At 68.8% G+C, this 18,034-nt stretch carries 19 protein-coding genes; 8 read left to right on the top strand and 11 right to left on the bottom strand.

Features of this window, described 5'->3' with window-relative positions; translation table 11 throughout:
* Window positions 1-14: 14 nt before the first annotated feature.
* The 5 genes from QSV35_RS00095 to QSV35_RS00075 are packed head-to-tail and all read right to left on the bottom strand — an operon-like array spanning window position 15 to window position 3,334.
* Complete coding sequence (locus QSV35_RS00095; protein ID WP_286285459.1) at window positions 15-866, bottom strand: mechanosensitive ion channel family protein; 852 nt, start codon at window positions 864-866, stop codon at window positions 15-17.
* Complete coding sequence (locus QSV35_RS00090) at window positions 863-1,615, bottom strand: energy-coupling factor ABC transporter ATP-binding protein (protein WP_286285458.1); 753 nt, start codon at window positions 1,613-1,615, stop codon at window positions 863-865. Before QSV35_RS00090 ends, QSV35_RS00095 begins: the two co-directional genes overlap by 4 nt.
* Entirely contained in the window at window positions 1,615-2,286 is a 672-nt protein-coding gene (gene cbiQ, locus QSV35_RS00085) for a cobalt ECF transporter T component CbiQ (protein WP_286285457.1), read from the bottom strand. The genes QSV35_RS00090 and cbiQ overlap by 1 nt, the downstream gene beginning before the upstream one ends.
* Window positions 2,283-2,633 (bottom strand): PDGLE domain-containing protein, encoded by a 351-nt coding sequence (locus QSV35_RS00080; protein WP_286285455.1) that lies wholly within the window; start codon window positions 2,631-2,633, stop codon window positions 2,283-2,285. Before QSV35_RS00080 ends, cbiQ begins: the two co-directional genes overlap by 4 nt.
* The gene (locus tag QSV35_RS00075; protein ID WP_286285452.1) at window positions 2,630-3,334 is read right to left on the bottom strand and encodes an energy-coupling factor ABC transporter permease; all 705 of its coding nucleotides are present in this window, start codon (window positions 3,332-3,334) and stop codon (window positions 2,630-2,632) included. Before QSV35_RS00075 ends, QSV35_RS00080 begins: the two co-directional genes overlap by 4 nt.
* A gap of 183 nt (window positions 3,335-3,517) precedes the next feature.
* On the opposite strand from QSV35_RS00075, the gene QSV35_RS00070 reads away from it, so the two are divergent.
* From QSV35_RS00070 to QSV35_RS00055, 4 genes are all read left to right on the top strand, one after another.
* Window positions 3,518-4,276, top strand: a complete 759-nt coding sequence (locus QSV35_RS00070; protein ID WP_286285450.1) for a potassium channel family protein — start codon at window positions 3,518-3,520, stop codon at window positions 4,274-4,276.
* Window positions 4,273-4,737 carry a fluoride efflux transporter FluC gene (locus tag QSV35_RS00065; RefSeq protein WP_286285448.1) on the top strand — a complete coding sequence of 155 codons (465 nt, stop codon included), beginning with the start codon at window positions 4,273-4,275 and terminating at the stop codon, window positions 4,735-4,737. The genes QSV35_RS00070 and QSV35_RS00065 overlap by 4 nt, the downstream gene beginning before the upstream one ends.
* Window positions 4,734-5,117: a fluoride efflux transporter CrcB gene (crcB, locus tag QSV35_RS00060; RefSeq protein WP_286285447.1), complete on the top strand. Its 384-nt coding sequence runs from the start codon at window positions 4,734-4,736 to the stop codon at window positions 5,115-5,117. Before QSV35_RS00065 ends, crcB begins: the two co-directional genes overlap by 4 nt.
* Window positions 5,118-5,378: 261 nt before the next feature.
* A complete protein-coding gene (locus QSV35_RS00055) occupies window positions 5,379-7,355 on the top strand; it encodes an ABC transporter permease (RefSeq protein WP_286285445.1) in 1,977 nt (658 codons plus the stop codon).
* Window positions 7,356-7,419: 64 nt separating this feature from the next.
* Here the strand turns inward: QSV35_RS00055 and QSV35_RS00050 are convergent, their stop codons facing one another.
* From QSV35_RS00050 to QSV35_RS00040, 3 genes are all read right to left on the bottom strand, one after another.
* Window positions 7,420-7,761, bottom strand: coding sequence for an SHOCT domain-containing protein (locus QSV35_RS00050; protein WP_286287792.1), 342 nt, complete (start codon window positions 7,759-7,761; stop codon window positions 7,420-7,422).
* A 37-nt stretch (window positions 7,762-7,798) separates the two neighbouring features.
* The gene (locus tag QSV35_RS00045; RefSeq protein WP_286285435.1) at window positions 7,799-8,218 is read right to left on the bottom strand and encodes a DUF6325 family protein; all 420 of its coding nucleotides are present in this window, start codon (window positions 8,216-8,218) and stop codon (window positions 7,799-7,801) included.
* A gap of 227 nt (window positions 8,219-8,445) precedes the next feature.
* A complete protein-coding gene (locus QSV35_RS00040) occupies window positions 8,446-9,804 on the bottom strand; it encodes a DUF2252 domain-containing protein (protein WP_286285444.1) in 1,359 nt (452 codons plus the stop codon).
* A 136-nt stretch (window positions 9,805-9,940) separates the two neighbouring features.
* Between QSV35_RS00040 and QSV35_RS00035 the strand changes: the two genes are divergently transcribed.
* Together QSV35_RS00035 and QSV35_RS00030 are read left to right on the top strand one after the other, a co-directional pair.
* Window positions 9,941-11,008, top strand: coding sequence for a DUF998 domain-containing protein (locus QSV35_RS00035; protein WP_286285442.1), 1,068 nt, complete (start codon window positions 9,941-9,943; stop codon window positions 11,006-11,008).
* Between the two features lie 28 nt (window positions 11,009-11,036).
* Window positions 11,037-12,677: a SulP family inorganic anion transporter gene (locus QSV35_RS00030; RefSeq protein ID WP_286285441.1), complete on the top strand. Its 1,641-nt coding sequence runs from the start codon at window positions 11,037-11,039 to the stop codon at window positions 12,675-12,677.
* A 13-nt stretch (window positions 12,678-12,690) separates the two neighbouring features.
* On the opposite strand, the gene QSV35_RS00025 is transcribed toward QSV35_RS00030, so the two are convergent.
* Window positions 12,691-13,617 carry an HAD family hydrolase gene (locus tag QSV35_RS00025; protein ID WP_286285440.1) on the bottom strand — a complete coding sequence of 309 codons (927 nt, stop codon included), beginning with the start codon at window positions 13,615-13,617 and terminating at the stop codon, window positions 12,691-12,693.
* A 153-nt stretch (window positions 13,618-13,770) separates the two neighbouring features.
* Between QSV35_RS00025 and QSV35_RS00020 the strand changes: the two genes are divergently transcribed.
* Complete coding sequence (locus QSV35_RS00020) at window positions 13,771-14,739, top strand: TIGR00341 family protein (RefSeq protein ID WP_286285438.1); 969 nt, start codon at window positions 13,771-13,773, stop codon at window positions 14,737-14,739.
* Between the two features lie 99 nt (window positions 14,740-14,838).
* Window positions 14,839-17,166: an arylsulfatase gene (locus QSV35_RS00015; protein ID WP_286285437.1), complete on the top strand. Its 2,328-nt coding sequence runs from the start codon at window positions 14,839-14,841 to the stop codon at window positions 17,164-17,166.
* A gap of 57 nt (window positions 17,167-17,223) precedes the next feature.
* Here the strand turns inward: QSV35_RS00015 and QSV35_RS00010 are convergent, their stop codons facing one another.
* Window positions 17,224-17,565 (bottom strand): SHOCT domain-containing protein, encoded by a 342-nt coding sequence (locus QSV35_RS00010; protein ID WP_286287791.1) that lies wholly within the window; start codon window positions 17,563-17,565, stop codon window positions 17,224-17,226.
* Window positions 17,566-17,602: 37 nt separating this feature from the next.
* A complete protein-coding gene (locus QSV35_RS00005) occupies window positions 17,603-18,022 on the bottom strand; it encodes a DUF6325 family protein (RefSeq protein ID WP_286285435.1) in 420 nt (139 codons plus the stop codon).
* Window positions 18,023-18,034: the final 12 nt, after the last annotated feature.

The raw sequence follows: 18,034 nt of genomic DNA, 5'->3' as shown, positions 1-18,034 counted from the left end.
GCGGTCCGGCCGGTTCAGACCGGGTCGGCGGGGATGATCGGCCCGAACTGATCGCCGCTCGTGACGGTGGCCTTGTGGCCGGCCGCCTCGAGGGCGTCGGATGCGGAGCGGACCACCGCGGCCGTCATCTTCACGCGCCGCGCGGGGTGATGCCAGAAGCGGAGCTCCGCCGCGACCCGCACGGGGGTGATCGACGTGACCACGGCCTCGGCCTTCGGGTGCTCGTGCACGCCCTCGAGATCCATCGCCGCCTCGAGCATGTCGACGATGTCCTGCACGCCCGCGCCGCGCCGCTCGACCCGCACGTCGACGCTGCTGCGTCGGGCGCCGTGGGTCGAGTGGTTGACGAGGACCCCGGTGGTGAGCACGGTGCTCGGGATGTGCGCGGTGCGGCCGTCGAGCGTCACGAGGATCACCGAGCGGGCGTTGACCTCCTTGACCGTGCCCACGAGTGAGCCGGTCGGGCCGTCGACCTCGAGGCGGTCGCCGGGCTTGACCGCATGACGCGACTGCAGGAGCACTCCGGCGGCGAAGTTGTCGGCGACGCCGCGGAGCATGAGGACGACCACGACCACGATGATCAGCGTGATGGCCAGGAGCGGCTGCACGTTGGCGCCGAGGAACACGAGGGCGAGTCCGACCGCGAACAGCACGATGGTGTACTTGACGATGCGTGCGATGAGCTCGGCGGCACCGGGGCTGATGCCGGAGGCTCGGGCGAGGATCGCGAGGACGGCACGCCGCGCGATCACGCCGAGGATCCAGCCGAGGATGACGGTCGAGACGGCGGCGGCGAGCTGCCACCAGTTGATCGAGTTGAGCACCGAGGTGACCGCGGTGACCTCGGGGTTGGGGGTGGCGCTCATGAGTGCAGCTCGTCGACGATCGACGGGTCGAAGCCCCACGGCAGCTCGAGCCCGTGCCTGCGCATGAGCTCGGCGTCGGCGAGCAGATCTCGCGTCGCGCCGTCGGCCACGACCCGTCCGCCGTCGAGGATCACGGAGCGCGGACAGAGCTCGAGAGCGTAGGGGAGGTCGTGCGTCACGACGACGATCGTGCTGTCGAGGCCGGCGAGCGTGCCGCTGAGCTCGCGCCGGGCGGTCGGATCGAGGTTGGACGTCGGCTCGTCGAGCACGACCACGTCGACGTCCATCGACAGGATGGTCGCGATCGCGGCGCGGCGGCGCTGCCCGAGCGAAAGGCGCTGCGGGGAGGAGGCGCCGCGATCCTCGAGGCCGACCGCGGTCAGCGCGGCCGAGACACGCGCTTCCAGCTCCTCACCCGTGCTGCCGAAGTTGGACGGGCCGAACGCGACGTCCTCGGCGACCGTCGGCATGAAGAGCTGGTCGTCCGGGTCCTGGAAGACGAGGCCGACCCGTCGGCGGATGTCGCGGACCGTCGCCCGCGAGATCTCCGTGCCGTCGATGCGCACGGATCCGGCGCTCGCCATGAGGACGCCGTTGAGGTGGAGCATGAGGGTCGTCTTCCCGGCGCCGTTGCGGCCGAGCACCGCGACGCGTTCGCCCGGGGCGACCTCGAGGTCCACCCCGTCGAGGACGGGGGTGCCGTCGGGGTATGCGTAGCGCAGACCCTGGATGCTGATTCCTGCCGGCATCACGATCCTCCGTCGTATCCGCGCGAGACCATGGCGAGGTGCACGCGCTCACCGCGCGCGTGGGCGCGCCCGAAGCTCGACGCGACCGCCCTGGCGAGGATGCCCCAGGAACGGACGCCATGCGCATCGAACCCCCGGGATTCGCGCGCGATCCGCATCCGGTGCGACTCCGCGACGATGAGGTCGAGGTACCGCACCATGAACGTCATGATCGAGGTCAGCGCCCGGGGGAGGCCGATCTGGCCGAAGGCCAGGACGACGCGCCCGGGCTCCGTGGTGGCGACCAGGGCGATCGACATCGCCAGCGTGAGGGTGGCCTTGGCGAGGATCGCCCACGCGCCCCACAGGCCCGAGACCGACAGTGAGAAGCCCAGCACGTCCACCCGCGGCCCCGTCGCGACGATCGGCAGCAGCAGCGCGAAGATCAGGAACGGGATCTCGATCGTGAGGCGCCGCAGCACGTCGCCCGCCCGCACCCGCGCGACGGCGAGAACGATGACCGCGAACACGGCGTATGCGGCGTAGAACGGGATCCACTCCCGCGGTGTCGCGACGACGATGACGGCGAACAGCAGCAGCGCGACGAGCTTCGTGCGCGGGCTCAGCCGGTGCAGCGGCGTGGAGCCGGGGTGGTATCCCCAGCGGTTCGACGGGTCCGCCACCGCGGTCACCGGTCCGACGAACGCCCGGAGCGGCGTGACCGGCGGACGAGGAGCCCGATGCCGATCGCCACGGCGAACGTGAGGATGCATCCGACCGCGCCGGCCAGGGCCTTCGCGAGATCGGAATGGCCGATGCCGGCGAAGCCGTAGCCCGCCAGCGGGCTGCCCGCCGTGGCGCTCTGCTTCTCGGTGCTGAGGATGCCGATCGCCTTCGCGACGTGCATGAGTCCGTCCGGATGCGGCGAGGCCCACAGACTCACGACGGTCGCCAGCACGAGGCAGATGATGCCGCCGACGATGAAGAACGTGCGGGTCGAGACGCGCGGCTTCTCGTCATCGCGGGGGGTGGTGCTCATGCGGACGCCTCCTCGGCGACGGAAGCCGGCTCGGATTCGGGGCGCCGGGTGCGCCGGAAGCGCGCGCCGTACACGAGGTCCGGTCGTGTGGCCATGACGGCCGCCACGATCAACGCGGAGATCACCGCTTCGCCGATCCCGATGAGGACGTGCCAGCCGGTCATCGCGAGGAACAGGGCTTCGAACGGGACGGGGGCCTGGCCGCCGATCGCGAACAGCACCGAGAAGGCGGCCGCGGCCACCGGCACCGAGATGAGCCCGCCGACCCCCGTCGCGACGGGCACCGACCACTTCCGCGCGGGCAGCACGGCGATGACGAGACGGAAGAGCCCCCAACCGACGACGACCGTGATGACGCCCATCAGGAGGATGTTCGTGCCGAGCGCGGTGAGGCCGCCGTCCGCGAAGAACACGGCCTGCACGATGAGGACGACGCTGATGCATAAGAGCCCGGTGGCAGGGCCGACGAGGACGGCGGCGAGTGCGCCGCCGATGAGGTGGCCGCTCGTGCCGAGTCCGACCGGGAAGTTCAGCATCTGGGTCGCGAAGATGAGCGTCGCGACCATGCCGACCATCGGGGCCTTGCGCTCGCCGAGGCTCTCGCGGCGCGCGACCGGCAGCGCCACGCCGATCGCGCCGGCGGCGAGGACCCCGGTCACGACCGAGGTCGGCAGGTTCAGGAATCCATCCGGCACGTGCACGATGACCTCCATCTGCGACGAAATCGCATCTCGGTTCACACCGTAGCCGGGGGCATCCCGCCCGGCCAGGGCCGCATCCGCCGATCTGTGCCCATCTCGCCGATCATCTGTGCCGGATCGGAACGCGGACCTGGCGAGCACGGATCAGCGCGGAAGCATGAATTCCGAGAGAAGGGAATCGACATGACCAGTTCCCAGGGCGCTGCGGCAGACGAGGATCGGCCGAGACCGACATTCGACGCGATCCTCCTCGTCTCGTCGATCGTCTTCATCGCCGCGTACTCGTGGCTCGTGATCGGCGATCTGCAGGGGCCGCAGGAGACGGTCGCGCTGACCGGGATGGCGGTCGCCTGGGTGCTCCTGGCGATCGACTACCTGACCCGCCTGTTCCGTGCCAAGAGCCGCGGCGCATGGTTCCGCCGGCATCTGTTCGAACTCGTGGTGGTCGTGCTCCCCCCGCTGCGCGTCCTGCACCTGCTCGGCGCGCTCGCGATCGTGGGCCGCGGCGTCCGGGACTCGGCATCGGCGCTGCGCCGCAGCATCGCCTGGTACGGCGTCCTCAGCGCGATCATCCTCATGTGGGCCTGCTCCGTCACGGTGCTGGCGGCGGAGCGCGGTGCGCCGGGTGCGAACATCGAGACGTTCGGAGAGGCGAGCTGGTGGTCCGTGGTCACCTTCACGACGGTCGGCTATGGCGACTACTACCCGGTCACGACTCTCGGGCACTGGGTGGCTGTGGTCCTGATGTTCGGCTCGATCGCGGTCATCGGTCTCATCTCCGGCACGCTCGTGTCGTGGATCACCGACCGCGCGAAGGCGGCGGAGAGCACTCGGGCTGAACCTCAGCCCGAGCCGGCGCCCGCCGAGGACGAGACGCGCGCGGAGATCCGCCGCATGGCGGACGAGCTCGCGGCGCTGACGGCGGAGGTCAGGCGGAGATGACGGAGAGCGAGACCCAGGGAACGACGACGACGGCGGCGGACGCCGCTGCGCGCCCCGACTATCGGCGATGGGTCTACATCCTGCTGGTCTTCGCGGGCGGATGCGTCGGCGCGACTCTCCGCTACGTCCGCGAGCAGGCGATCCCGGAATGGAACGGCATCCCCATCGGCACCATGGTGGAGAACGTCGTGGGGGCCTTCATCCTCGGGTGGATCATCGAGGGGCTCACGCGCGGGGGCCCCGACGCGGGCGGCCGCAAGAAGGCACGCCTCCTCTTCGGCATCGGCATGATGGGCGGATTCACGACGTACAGCGCGCTCGCCGTCGACAGCGTGCAGCTGTTCGGCACCCACTCGGTGTGGGTCGGCATGCTCTACGGGTTCGCCACCGTGATCGTCGGAGCCGGGGCATCCTTCGCCGGCATCGGGATGGGGATCCTGACCGTCAGGAAGCACTCGTGACCGGCCCGCTCACGATCCTGCTCCTCTGCATCGCAGGCGGCGTGGGAGCCGCGTTGCGCTTCACCCTCGACGGCGCCGTCAAGGCGCGCGTCCATACGGTTCTCCCGCCTGGAACCATGCTCATCAACGTGCTCGGAGCGTTCGTCCTGGGGATCGTGACGGCGGTCACCGGAACGCTGATCTCCCCGGATGCGGAGCTCGTCCTCGGAACGGGGCTCCTGGGCGGGTTCACCACGTTCAGCACGGCGAGCCTCGAGACCGTCACCCTGGCGCGGGCGGGGCACTGGGGCCGCGCTGCTGCGAACGGGTTCGGGATGCTGATCCTCGCCCTCGCCGCGGCCGCGCTCGGCCTGTGGCTCGGAAGCCTATGGGCGGGGTAGGGGTCCGTCCTGCACGTTCGCCTCAAGTGAGCGCGGAGCCGGCGGCATCACAAGCACCTGAACGCATGCGCAACGACAGCGAGTGCCGCCCCGCCGAAGTTCACACGAAGTGTGCGATGTGGCAGGACCGGCTGTACCGGTTGAGTGCAGATGGGGTGATGTGCTCATGTTCACTTGCAGGCGAAGGGACGCGGGCCCGCTCATCCCCGGAGAAGAGTCGTCAGACGCAGGGATTCTGCAAGGACCATGGGGGGCCATGTCATGATCAAGAAACCGACAGTCGCGCTGGGGATCGTTGCATTCCTCGTGCTGTTGTTCGCCGTCTGCCTGGTGAGCGCGATTCACTTGCTCGAGCCGCGGAACATGCCGTTCGGTGTCACGGCGTCGTCGCCTGTCGTCGATGCTGTGAACAAGGACAACGCACTCGACGTGATCACGTATCCGAGCGAGTCGGCGCTCATGACGGCTGCGGAACAGGGCGACATCTACGGCGGGTATGTCGTCGGCACCGACTCCGACACTCTGGTCACGGTCCCGGCCAAGAGCTTCTTCGGCGAGATCTTCGTCCGCGGCGGATTCGAGAAGGAGGCCGCGGCGCAGGATCGCAAGATCACGACGACGGTCGTGGCACCCTTGCCGACTTCTGACCGGACAGGGGGAGTAGTGGGTCTGCTGCTCCTTCCGACGCTGATGGGCGGCTACCTCGTCGCGTCGCTTCTCTATTCCTCCACGAAGTCCGCCGCAGCACCCGGCCGGATCGGGTTCGTCCTGGGGTACGCGGCGCTGACCTCGCTGATCACGTGGCTGATCGCCGGTCCCGTGCTGGGGGCGATCCCGTCCGGAACCATCGCCCTGATCCCCGCCTTCTTCCTCGTCACGGTGGCGGTCGGCCTTTCGGCGGTCGCTCTCCAGGCGCTGGTCGGTCCGATGGGCTCGCTGCTGGCCGCGCTGCTGTTCGTCATCATCGGCGGTGCAGGCTCGGGGGGAGCCGGCGCCGCCCTGCTGCCCACGTTCTGGCAGACGGTCGGAAACTTCTTCCCGCCGCGACATGCGATCGAGCTCTACCGGAATGTGATCTACTTCGGCGGGCACAACATCGGATTGCCGATCCTGGTGCTCGGTCTCTACGCGGTCGTGAGTCTCATCGTCATCATCGCCGTGACGCGGCGATCCGCGCCTACGGAAGCGGCTGTCGCGGGCGCACCTCGTGGAACGTCGAAGGTCGTTCGGCGTGCGCTCCTCATACCCGCGGCATTCGCGTTCATCCTCACGACGCTGTTCGCCCTGAACTACACGAGCTCCGGTCACGAGCCCGTGGCGGAGCACATGCCGTTCGGCGTCGTCGGCTCGAGCGACCTTCCCGATGCAGCGCAGGGCCCGCTCCTGTCGCTGGACGTCATCTCGTATCCGAACGCGCAGGCTGCGACGGAGGCGATGGATCGCGGCGAGATCTACGGCGCCTTCATCGCCTCGGAGTCGCCGGCTCAGCTGATCGTCGTGCCGACGATGAGCGACGTCGCACCCCTCGATCTCACCCACGCGTTCGAGGCGGCAGCCGCTGACAAGAGCGAGCAGATCAGCGTCAAGCCGTACGAGCCGACACCGCTCCCGGCCGGCGACCCCTTCGCGCTCGTCTTGGCGACGGTCCTTGTGGCGCTGCTGGTCGGCGGATACATGTCGGCTTCGATGCTGACGAATGCCGTCGGCACCGCATCAGGACGCTGGCGTGGACTTTGGCTGGCGGGGTTCTCCGTGGTCACGGCGCTCGCCATCGATCTCGCCATCACGTTCGGGTTCCAGGCGATCCCGCAGAACTCGTTCTGGATCGCCTGGGCGATCATGTCCCTGATCATCGTCGTCGTGGCGTGGTTCACCGCCGTGCTTCGCCGACTGCTGGGGCCCGCGGGCGTGGTCGTGACGCTGATCGTGATCCTGCAGTTCGGCAATCCCTCGTCGGGAGGTTCGAACGGCGCCACCTACCTTCCCGGGTTCTGGAATCAGATCGGCCATCTCTTCCCGCCGCGCAACGATTTCCTGCTCCTGAGGAACGCGATCTACTTCGGCGGCAACGGTATCGAACAGCCGCTGACCGTGCTGCTCGTCTACGCCCTGATCGCGGGCGGCGTGCTCGCTTACCTCGACTGGTTCAGGTCGCCCGAACCGGTCATCCCGGGCCTGACGGACGAAGACGCTGCGGGAGCGGCTGTGGTCGCCATTCCGGTTGGACCCGTGGCCTAGCCGGTAGTCGCGCAACGAGAAAGGGCACCGCCGGTCGGCGATGCCCTTTCTTCGTTGCGGTGGGTCAGCTGAGGAGCTTGGCCTTCGCGGCGGCGAACTCGTCGTCGGAGAGGATGCCCTGCGCGTGCAGCTGTGCGAGCTGGGTGAGCTTGGCCATCATGTCGTCCTCGGCGGGCGCGGCGGGTGCGGCGGCGACCGGTGCCTGGGCGGCCTGCGCGTTGGCGACGGCCTGCGCGGCGGCGGCGTCCATCGCCGCCTGCTGCTGCTGGGCCTCGTACGCCTGCTGCTCCTCGCGTGCGTACGCCTTGTTCTGCTGGTGCGCGGCGACCCCGCCGGCCACGGCGGTGGCGGTGCCGGCGACGACGGCGGTGCGTGCAGCCATCCCGACCAGGCCGGGGCGTCCCATTCTTCTCAGAGGCATATTCGTTTCTCCTTCTACAGTCTCAGTCCGCGTATTCCGCGAGGAACGCGTTCACGATCGGTGCGGGCACGCCCTCGCGGGCGATCACGGCGCCGCCTGCCTCGAACAGGCGTGACGCGAACGCCTTCGCCCACAGCAGCTCGACGACGAGGATCGCCGCCGACCGGCCCGGCTCCAGGTCGTCGACGAGGGCGAGGATGTCGTCCTCCCCGGCAAGACCTGCGAGATCCAGGGCGGGGTGCGCGTCGTTCTCGATGGTGTCGGACATCTCCAGCACCTCGACCTCCCCCTCGGGGGAGCGGCGTGCGAAGACGAGGTCGAGCAGGTTCACCGTGCCCGACGCGACGAGGTCGTCCACCGCTTTCAGCACCGCGGGACCGGGGCGGTCGCCGTCGAACGCGATCGCGTAGAACTCGATGGGACCGTAATCGAAGTCCGTCATTTCTTCTCCTGTTCTGGCGTCACTCACGGCGAACGCCTTCGCCTTGAGGCCGTCGAATTCGGCTCGCCAAAAGGAGTGCCTCCGAATCGAACCCCCAGCACCCGCATCGCACGCGGGTCCCGCGTTCGCGACACTACTCCTTCGCTCGGCGACGGAGAACCGTCGGCCTCATGCAGATCGCGTGAATCTGGGGCGACGGCGATCGGTCAGGGGGCGCGCTGCGGTACTCAGGGTCGCGGCCGGGCGACGAACGCCTTCCAGTCCTCGTAGGCCAGGTCCGCGTACGCATCGGCCCACGCGACGACCGCATCGGCCACCACCGAACTGCTCCCGATGTAGCCGGCCACCTGAGCGGCGTCCGCGGTCCGCCCGTGGGCGTGGGCGAGCGTCGAGGCGCATGCCTCGCCGAACCTGGTGAACTGCTCGTCGGCGAGGGTCTCCATGTCGATCCCGCCCTTCATGTCCCGGAACTGACGCACGTAGTAGTCGCCGTTGTCGTCGCTCATATGCCCGAGGAACGGATCCGAGACGGCCTGGAGCACACGCTGCATCCCCACCACGCGGCCACCCTCGCCATACTCCTCCAGGAGTTCGAGCGCGCCGTCCGGCTGGGGGGCCTTGCCGTACTTGATGAGGACGCTCTGCTGCGCCTCCTTCGTCTGCAGGAGGATCGTGTTCCCGTCGCCGTCCTGGAGAACGGTGACGTAGCAGCGCGTGCCGACGCTCCCGACACCCACGGCGCGGAACGCCGTGTCCGACTTGGTGTAGTGCTGGAGGAGGAGCCGGATGTCGACGTTCGCGCTTCGCATGTACGCGCGCATGCGCGCTTCGGCGACCTCCTGGAGCGGCTCCGGCACGGCGATCATCGCGGGCGGTTCGATGATGAACCGCAGGCGGCCGTCGGCATCCGGGCGGGTCATCTTCCGGACCGCGCTCTCGCCGGTGCGCTTGCGCGCCGCGTTGATCGCGTCCTTCAGGACGTTCCGGGAGATCTTGTCGATCGCGTCGACCGAGGTGTGCTCGTCGAAGTGCGCCCAATACCTCTCGAGCGGGCTCGTCTCGGAAGCCTCGGCGATCACCAGCGTGTAGCGGCGCACGGCGCGGTACGCAGCGTCTCGGACCACGCCGCGGTCGCGATCCGTGGCGCGGCCCGCGATCACGATGCTCGTGACCAGCCGCTTGACATCCCACTCCCATGGCGCCCAGGCCGCCTCGTCGAAGTCGTTGACGTCGAAGAGGATCGTGCGCTGAGGGGATGCATAGAACCCGAAGTTCGCGACGTGCGCGTCGCCGCACGACCCCACCGAGATGCCGGTGTCCGCATCGTTGGCGAGGTCCGCGGCCATGATGGCCGCGGTGGCGCGGTAGAACGCGAAGGGGCTGGCCGACATGCGCTCGTGACGAAGGGGCACCATCTGCTGGACCCGCGTCGCATCCTGCTCTTCGAGGATCGCCATCGGATCGCGCCCCGTCGTCGTCAGGTTCGCGAGCGTGGTGCGGGGTTTGTGCTGACGCGCCGCAGCGCCCTCCGCGCGCCGTTCGGCGAGTGCGGGACGCGCCTTCCACTGTGCTTCTGTGCCGCTCATGGAGTCATCATCCTCCTGGCGACGCCCCTGAGGGCGATTGGATCTCCGCCGCCGCGTGCCATGCCGGAGACGACCGCACCCCCTAGGCTCGCAAATGCACCCGGCGTCGTCCGTGCCGGCCACCTCCAGGAGCCCCATGACCGAGAACGCCGCCGAGATCGCTTCGGCAGAGCCCGCCCTCACCGCATCCCCCGTCGTGCGCAGCGTGCGCTCGCGCGAGTCGCTCGCGCTCGCGATCGGCGCGATCGCCTTCGTCGTCGTGGCTCTCGTCGCCCTCCCAGTGCTGCACTTCCAGTCCGTCCCGATCGATGGCGCCGGCTCGCTCGGTCAGTACATCGCGATCTCGACCGCCGTCATCAGCGCCCTGGCGTTCGCGTTCGGTCGCTACGTCGTGCGGGACCGCGTGCGGCGCGTCGGGTTCCTCGACGTCGTCGACATCGTGGTCGTGGCGATCGCTCTGGGCGTCATCGCACTCCTCACGTGGACCCTGCTCGCCGACATCCTGGGCCGCTCGTTCGAGGGCGCCGAAGTGTTCGCACTCCCGTCGCTGCTGATCGCGGGCGCCGCCGCGGCCCTCACCGCGTATGCAGCCTTCGTGGCCTCGACGCAACTCACGCTCGAGTTCCTCGCGTTCCTCCTGGCGCTCTTCCTCGTCGAGGGAATGATCACGTCGATGCTGACCTCCGCCGATCCTGCGTGGTGGAAGCTCAACCTCAGCGAACTGGGCTCGACCGGCGACTTCTCGGCCCTCGCGTTCAACGCGACGCTGATCGTCTCCGGCGCGATGGTCGTGACGCTCGCGCGGCACGCGACGCGCGGCGTCGCGGCGGCGTCGCGCAGGAGTCTGCTGTGGGTCCGCGGCCTGCTGATCACGATCGGCGTCTTCCTCGCGTGCGTCGGCATCTTCCCGGTGAACGAGTTCCTGCTCGTTCACAACAGCGTCGCCACGGGGATGGCGGTGGCCTACACCGTGCTCATCATCGGGCTGCCCAGATGGCTCCCCGGCATCCCGCGCGCGTTCCTCATCGTGAGCTGGGTGTTCGTCGCGATCATCGTCGTCGCCGGCGTCCTGTTCGGCATCGGCTACTACACGCTGACGGCGACCGAACTCGTTGCGGCGGGGCTGATCTTCTCCTGGATCATCCTCTTCCTGCGCAACGTCGCGGCGCTCCAGCAGGATGCGTCGGGAGTCGCCGCCGAGTGACTCCGGACACGCGCGATACGGTCATGGGATGAGCACGACCGTTGCGCCCACCAAGACTCGCTGGTGGCTCCCATCCCTCGTCGGCTATCGGCGGTCGTGGCTCGTCCCGGACATCGTCGCGGGACTCTCCGCCGGAGCCGTCGTGGTGCCCCAGGCGATGGCGTACGCCACGATCGCCAACATGCCCGTCCAGGTGGGCCTCTACACGTGCATCGTGCCGATGTTCGTGTACGCGATCCTCGGCGGCAGCCGCGCGATGAGCGTGTCGACGACGTCGACGATCGCGACGCTGACGGCCACCACCCTCGTGTCGGCCGGCATCGCCGCCGGATCGAAGGACGCGCTCGGGTCGCTCATGACGCTGATGCTGATCGTCGGCGTGATCCTGGTCCTCGCCCGGCTGCTGAAGCTCGGCTCGCTGGTCGAGAACATCTCGAGCGCCACCGTGCTCGGCGTGAAGATCGGCGTCGGGGCGACCGTCGCCGTCGGCCAGGTGCCGAAGCTCCTCGGCGAGACGACCAACACCTCCGGTGAGGGCTTCTTCCGGTCGGTCGTCGCCATCGGCGATGCCCTCCCGAGCCTCAACTGGCCGACCGTCGCGTTGTCGGTCGGAACGATCCTGGTTCTGGTCCTGCTCAAGCGCTTCGCGCCGATGGTCCCCGGCGCGCTCGTCGTCGTGGTCGGCGGCATCCTGCTGGTCGCGTTCGCGGGGCTCCCTGACCTCGGCGTGAAGCTCATCGCGCCGGTGCCCTCCGGGCTCCCGGTGCCGGGGCTCCCCGACTTCACCCACCTCGGGGCACTTCTGCCCGGAGCGCTCGCGATCGCCGTCATGGCCTTCCTCGAGTCCGCCGCCGTGTCGCGCACGATCCGCAAGATGAGCGAGCCGCCGGTCGACTCCAACCAGGAGCTCTTCGCGACCGGCGCGGCGAACGTGCTCGGGTCGTTCTTCACCACGATGCCCGCCGCCGGGGGCTTCTCGCAGAGCGCGGTCAACCGGAACGCCGGGGCGAAGACCCAGCTCGCGACGATCGTCACCGTCATCCTGGCGATCGCCGTGGCGCTGTTCCTCGCGCCGGTCCTGAGCCTCCTGCCTCAGGCGACCCTCGCCGCGATGGTCTTCGTGGCGGTCGTCGGGCTCATCGACATCCCGGAGCTCGTCCGGTGGTGGAGCATCAGCCGCAGGGACTTCTGGATCGCTCTGTCCGTCGCGTTCATCGGCCTCACGGTGGGACTCCTCCTCGCCGTCGCGGTAGGCGTCGCCGTCACGCTCATCCTCGTGCTCCGCGAGCTCAACATCCCGCGCGTCATCGTCGGCGACCGGCGCGGCGATGCGATCGTGCTGACCCTCGATCAGGGGCTCTACGCCGCGAACGCGAACGCGAACGCGAACGAAGTCGTGCGGATCGCATCGATGCAGGATCCACCCGTCACGGCGGTCGTGCTGGATGTCGCGCGCCTGCGCACCATCACCATCACCGTCCTCGAGGCGATGGAGGGTCTGGACCGCGAACTCGAGCACCGCGGCGTCACGCTGCATCTGGCGGCTCTGCCGGAGAACGCGACCGCGACCGCGACGCACGTCGACTGGTATCAGGGCCTCACGGCGGCAGGACGCGTCCACGCGACCGTCGAGGAGGGTCTCGCCGAGGCATCCGCCCCCGTGGTGTGAACGAGGGTCGGCGTCAGGCGGAGTCGCCTGTGAAGACGCGCGACCAGTCGTCCTTGACGCTGATCACGGTGTAGCCGCGGTCGGCCGCCGCGGCGAGCGCCCTCTCCGCGCCCTTGTCGTACGCGACGTCGCGGCCGGGGTCGTCGTGGTGCACGAGCATCGCAAGGGCGGGCCGTGCCCCCTTCAACGCGAAGTCGAGCATCTCCATGTCGCCGTTCGAGTTCCCGACGGCGACCAGGGGCCGCCGCCCGATGCGCGTCCAGATGCGCACCGGCTTCTGCGCGCCGTCGTCGAAGAACGCGAGGGATGCCGCGTACCGGACGTCGCCCGATTCCGCGTCGTAGTCCAGACCGAACGCGGATCCCACGACCCGTTCTGGCGGGATGCCGTAGAAGTCCTCGGCGATGGGGCGCATGAAGTCGCGCTCGCCGCCCGAGACGATGTAGCACGTGAAGCCGTTGGCCTCGAGATAGCGCAGCAGTTCGACCATCGGCTGGTAGACGGCCTCGGCGTACGAGCGCTGCAGCGTGACGTGCTGCTGGGTGCGGAAGAACTCGGAGACGGATGCCGCGTACTCCTCGACGCTCACCCCGTGCACGAGCCCGACGAGCGATCCGATCAGGACCTTCAGGTCCGAGTCGTCGCCGAGGTAATGCTTGTCGATCGCGCCCCCGAGCCACGCGAAGTCGCCGGTGACCGCGGCACGGTACGGCTGCTGCTGCGCGAGCGACGGGTCGGCCTCGGCCGCCGCGCGCCAGCCGTTCACGATGTAGTGCAGCTGCGTGGGCATGGGCTTCTCGGACCACAGCGTGCCGTCGTTGTCGAAGACCGCAACCCTCTCCTCGACCGGGACGGCGTCCGGACCCGACGTGACGCGGGCGACGAAGTCCTCGATCGCTCGGCGGGTGGGGGAGTCGGTCCACGAGCTGAGATCGGCCATAGGCCGATCCTGGCATGGACCCACCGTGTCCCGATCCCCCTCCTGCCTGGCGCGTCCCGCCTCGGTGCGCGCGCCTCACCCGACAAGATATGACCCGGGGCGGGTCCTCAGGCGGGCCCGCACACCTGACGTGGGCGGGCGGAAGGGGATCCGATGAACACGGTCGCCGACATGCGGGATGCCGTCTTCTTCGACGGCGAGAAGATGCGCACCCGCTTCAGCAGGTTCTGGATCCTCCTCGTGCTGGCGGCGGTGATCGCCAGCGCCGGCGTCGTGGGCGACTCCACGGCGACGGTCATCGGAGCCATGATCGTCGCTCCGCTCATGACGCCGATCATGGGGATCGCCCTGGCGACCGTGCTCGGCGATCGTCGGAATCTGCTGCGGTCGTGGCTGCTCGTGGTGACCGGCGCGCTCGCGGCGATCGCGATCGGATACGTCGTCGGACTCTTCGAGGTGGCGCCGGTCACGGCGGCCACCAATCCGCAGGTCGCGTCGCGCGTCGCGCCGGACGTCATCGACCTCGTCGCGGCGCTCGCGACGGGAGCCGTCGGCGCCATCTCCCTCGTCCGCTCCGACATCTCGGACACGCTCCCCGGCGTCGCCATCGCCATCTCGCTCGTGCCGCCGCTGTGCGTCGTCGGGCTCACGCTGGAGTCCGGCGTGTGGCTTCAGGCGCTCGGCGCTCTGCTGCTGTTCGCCACGAACGTCGCCGCGATCATCGCGACGGGAGTCGTCATCCTCGCCGCCCGGCGCGTCGGGCCGGACGTGGACGCGGTCGACGAGAGCACGCGCGCACGCCGCCGGCCGCGCGCGATCGTCTTCACTCTGCTCACCCTCGTCGTCATCGCCATCCCGCTCGCGGTCATCTCGGTGCAGCTGACCCAGCAGGCCGTGCTGCAGAGCCGCATCCATGCCGCCGCCGACCCGTGGGCGACCCAGAACCGCTGGGACGTCGCGGATGTGAGCACTTCCGGATCGACCGCGGTGGTGCGCCTCACCGGCCCCATGCCGATCCCGGACACCGTCGAACTCGTCACCGCGCTGAAGGCCCAGGGCGTGGACCCCTCGCATGTGACGCTCGAGTTCGTGCCCGGGTACGAGGTGACGCTGGGCCACTGACGCAGGCGGGTGGCCGGTCCGGCCGGTGTCTGGATGCGGCCCCGGACGCCGCGCTACGGTGAGCGGACAGGCACTTGCGCCGAATGGAGGAACTCTGCCATGGCACGTCCGGCTTTCAACGGAGTGATCAAGCTCGACGTCCGCGACTCGGTCGCGGATTGGGCGCCCTACGAGACGCCGAAGGCGCCGGAAGGGGCTCCCAACATCCTCGTCATCCTCTACGACGACACCGGCATGGCGTCATGGTCGCCGTACGGCGGGCGCATCAACATGCCCACCCTCGACCGCCTGGCCAAAGACGGCCTGACCTACACGCAATGGCATACGACGGCGCTGTGCTCGCCGACGCGCTCGACGATGCTCACGGGGCGCAACCATCACGCCAACGGATTCGGCGTGATCACCGAGGCCACGAACGGCTTCCCCGGCGCCTCCGGCCGACTCCCCGAGGAGTGCGCGACGATCGGCCAGGTGCTGCAGAAGAACGGCTACTCGACGTTCTGGATTGGCAAGAACCACAACGTGCCCGAAGAGGACGTCTCCACCGGCGGCAGCAAGGAGCAGTGGCCCCTCGCGATGGGCTTCGACCGCTTCTACGGCTTCATCGGCGGCGAGACCAACAACTGGTACCCCGATCTCGTCGAGGACAACCACTTCATCGACCAGCCGTATCTGCCCGAAGACGGCTACCACCTCTCCAAGGACCTGGTGGATCAGACGATCCGCCTCATCCGCGACCAGAACGCGTCGAACCCGTCGAAGCCCTGGTACACGTGGTTCTGCCCGGGCGCCAACCACGCCCCGCACCATGCGCCCAAGGAGTACATCGAGAAGTACAAGGGCGTCTTCGATGACGGGTACGACGCGTATCGCGAGTGGGTGCTGGCGCGCATGATCGAGCGCGGCATCCTGCCCGAGGGCACAGCGCTGACCCCCATCAACCCGCTTCCGGACGACCAGGCGAACCCCGCCGACTACGTCAAGCCGTGGGAGACGCTGTCGGAGGACGAGAAGCGCCTCTTCATCCGGATGGCCGAGGTGTTCGCCGGATTCAGCGAGTACACCGACGTCCAGGTCGGGCGTCTGATCGACTATCTCGAGCAGACGGGTCAGCTCGACAACACCCTCATCTTCTACTGCGCCGACAACGGCGCCTCGGGTGAAGGCTCCCCCGACGGGTCGGTCAACGAGAACAAGTTCTTCAACGGCTTCCCCGACGACCTCGCCGAGAATCTGTCGAAGATCGACGTGCTGGGTGGGCCGGAGACCTACAACCACTACCCGACCGGCTGGGCGACGGCGTTCTCGACGCCGTTCCAGATGTTCAAGCGCTACTCGCAGTTCTCCGGCGGCACGTGCGACCCGATGGTGATCCACTGGCCGGCCGGCATCAAGGCCAAGGGCGAGGTCCGGCATCAGTACCACCACTCTGTGGACATCGTCGCGACGGTGCTCGACGTCATCGGCATCGAGATGCCCACTGTCTTCCGCGGGGTGGAGCAGCGCCCGCTCGACGGAGTCTCGATGAAGTACTCGTTCGATGCGGCGCCGGACGGTCCGACGCAGAAGCACGTGCAGTACTACACGATGATCGGCACGCGCGGGATCTGGAAGGACGGCTGGAAGGCCGCGACGATCCACGCTCCGCTCACCGGTCACGGGCGCTTCGACGAGGACCGCTGGGAGCTGTACCACGTCGACGTCGACCGCTCCGAGTCGAAGGACCTCGCGGCTGAACACCCCGAGAAGCTGAAGGAGCTCATCGACACGTGGTTCGAGGAGGCTGGGCGCAACAACGTCATGCCCCTCGACGACCGTTCCGCTCGCGAGCAGCTCACGATCGAGCGGCCTCAGTCGGAGCCGCCCCGCACGCGCTACATCTACTACCCCGACACGACGGCGGTCGCCGAGAGCGTCGCGGTCAATGTCCGCGGGCGGTCGTACAAGATCATCGCCGACGTGGTGCTCGAGGAGGGGGCCGAGGGCGTGCTCTTCGCGCACGGCTCGCGCTTCGGCGGTCACTCGCTGTTCATCAAGGACAACAGGCTGACCTACGTGTACAACTTCCTCGGCATCCCGCCGGAGCAGGTGTTCACCTCGGGTGAGCTGACCCCGGGCAAGCACGCCCTCGGCATGGAGTTCGTCCGCGAGGGCGCCGGCGACCACGGTGAGTCGGTGGGCACGTGCAAGCTCTACATCGACGACCAGGTCGTCGCCGAGGGGCCGATGCGTGCGCAGATCGGAAAGTTCACGCTTGCGGGCGACGGCCTGTGCGTCGGGTTCGACAGCGGCGATGCCGTGAGCGGACAGTACTCCGACGGCTTCCCGTTCAGCGGCGGAAAGCTCCTCGGCGTCGGCATCGACGTGAGCGAGGAGCAGTACCTCGACCTCGAGCTCGAGGCGCTCGCGGCTCTCGCTCGCGAGTAGCCGGGCAGACGAAGAAGGCCGCACCCGGTGGGGTGCGGCCTTCTTCGTTGCGGTGGGTCAGCTGAGGAGCTTGGCCTTGGCGGCGGCGAACTCGTCGTCGGAGAGGATGCCCTGCGCGTGCAGTTGTGCGAGCTGGGTGAGCTTGGCCATCATGTCGTCCTCGGCCGGTGCGGCGGGTGCGGCGGCGACCGGTGCCTGGGCGGCCTGCGCGTTGGCGACGGCCTGCGCGGCGGCGGCGTCCATCGCCGCCTGCTGCTGCTGAGCCTCGTAGGCCTGCTGCTCCTGCGCCGCGTACGCCTTGTTCTGCTGGTGCGACATCACGGCACCCGACACGGCGGTGGCGGTGCCGGCGACGACGGCGGTGCGTGCAGCCATCCCGACCAGGCCGGGGCGTCCCATTCTTCTCAGAGGCATATTCGTTTCTCCTTCTACAGTCTCAGTCCGCGTATTCCGCGAGGAACGCGTTCACGATCGGTGCGGGCACGCCCTCGCGGGCGATCACGGCGCCGCCTGCCTCGAACAGGCGTGACGCGAACGCCTTCGCCCACAGCAGCTCGACGACGAGGATCGCCGCCGACCGGCCCGGCTCCAGGTCGTCGACGAGGGCGAGGATGTCGTCCTCCCCGGCAAGACCTGCGAGATCCAGGGCGGGGTGCGCGTCGTTCTCGATGGTGTCGGACATCTCCAGCACCTCGACCTCCCCCTCGGGGGAGCGGCGTGCGAAGACGAGGTCGAGCAGGTTCACCGTGCCCGACGCGACGAGGTCGTCCACCGCTTTCAGCACCGCGGGACCGGGGCGGTCGCCGTCGAACGCGATCGCGTAGAACTCGATGGGACCGTAATCGAAGTCCGTCATTTCTTCTCCTGT

It is taken from the genome of Microbacterium candidum (assembly GCF_030315975.1).
In the GTDB taxonomy this organism is placed as follows: domain Bacteria; phylum Actinomycetota; class Actinomycetes; order Actinomycetales; family Microbacteriaceae; genus Microbacterium; species Microbacterium candidum.
This window is presented reverse-complemented; position numbering and strand designations above follow the sequence as displayed.

Bases quoted from the DNA above. Each gene is read 5' to 3' on its own strand.
- QSV35_RS00025 (WP_286285440.1), bottom strand. From the start codon at position 13,617: ATGGCCGATCTCAGCTCGTGGACCGACTCCCCCACCCGCCGAGCGATC.
- QSV35_RS00040 (WP_286285444.1), bottom strand. From the start codon at position 9,804: ATGAGCGGCACAGAAGCACAGTGGAAGGCGCGTCCCGCACTCGCCGAA.
- QSV35_RS00020 (WP_286285438.1), top strand. From the start codon at position 13,771: ATGAACACGGTCGCCGACATGCGGGATGCCGTCTTCTTCGACGGCGAG.
- QSV35_RS00080 (WP_286285455.1), bottom strand. From the start codon at position 2,633: ATGAGCACCACCCCCCGCGATGACGAGAAGCCGCGCGTCTCGACCCGC.
- QSV35_RS00055 (WP_286285445.1), top strand. From the start codon at position 5,379: ATGATCAAGAAACCGACAGTCGCGCTGGGGATCGTTGCATTCCTCGTG.
- QSV35_RS00010 (WP_286287791.1), bottom strand. From the start codon at position 17,565: ATGGGACGCCCCGGCCTGGTCGGGATGGCTGCACGCACCGCCGTCGTC.
- QSV35_RS00090 (WP_286285458.1), bottom strand. From the start codon at position 1,615: ATGCCGGCAGGAATCAGCATCCAGGGTCTGCGCTACGCATACCCCGAC.
- QSV35_RS00095 (WP_286285459.1), bottom strand. From the start codon at position 866: ATGAGCGCCACCCCCAACCCCGAGGTCACCGCGGTCACCTCGGTGCTC.
- QSV35_RS00030 (WP_286285441.1), top strand. From the start codon at position 11,037: ATGAGCACGACCGTTGCGCCCACCAAGACTCGCTGGTGGCTCCCATCC.
- QSV35_RS00050 (WP_286287792.1), bottom strand. From the start codon at position 7,761: ATGGGACGCCCCGGCCTGGTCGGGATGGCTGCACGCACCGCCGTCGTC.
- QSV35_RS00015 (WP_286285437.1), top strand. From the start codon at position 14,839: ATGGCACGTCCGGCTTTCAACGGAGTGATCAAGCTCGACGTCCGCGAC.
- QSV35_RS00070 (WP_286285450.1), top strand. From the start codon at position 3,518: ATGACCAGTTCCCAGGGCGCTGCGGCAGACGAGGATCGGCCGAGACCG.
- QSV35_RS00045 (WP_286285435.1), bottom strand. From the start codon at position 8,218: ATGACGGACTTCGATTACGGTCCCATCGAGTTCTACGCGATCGCGTTC.
- QSV35_RS00035 (WP_286285442.1), top strand. From the start codon at position 9,941: ATGACCGAGAACGCCGCCGAGATCGCTTCGGCAGAGCCCGCCCTCACC.
- QSV35_RS00005 (WP_286285435.1), bottom strand. From the start codon at position 18,022: ATGACGGACTTCGATTACGGTCCCATCGAGTTCTACGCGATCGCGTTC.
- QSV35_RS00065 (WP_286285448.1), top strand. From the start codon at position 4,273: ATGACGGAGAGCGAGACCCAGGGAACGACGACGACGGCGGCGGACGCC.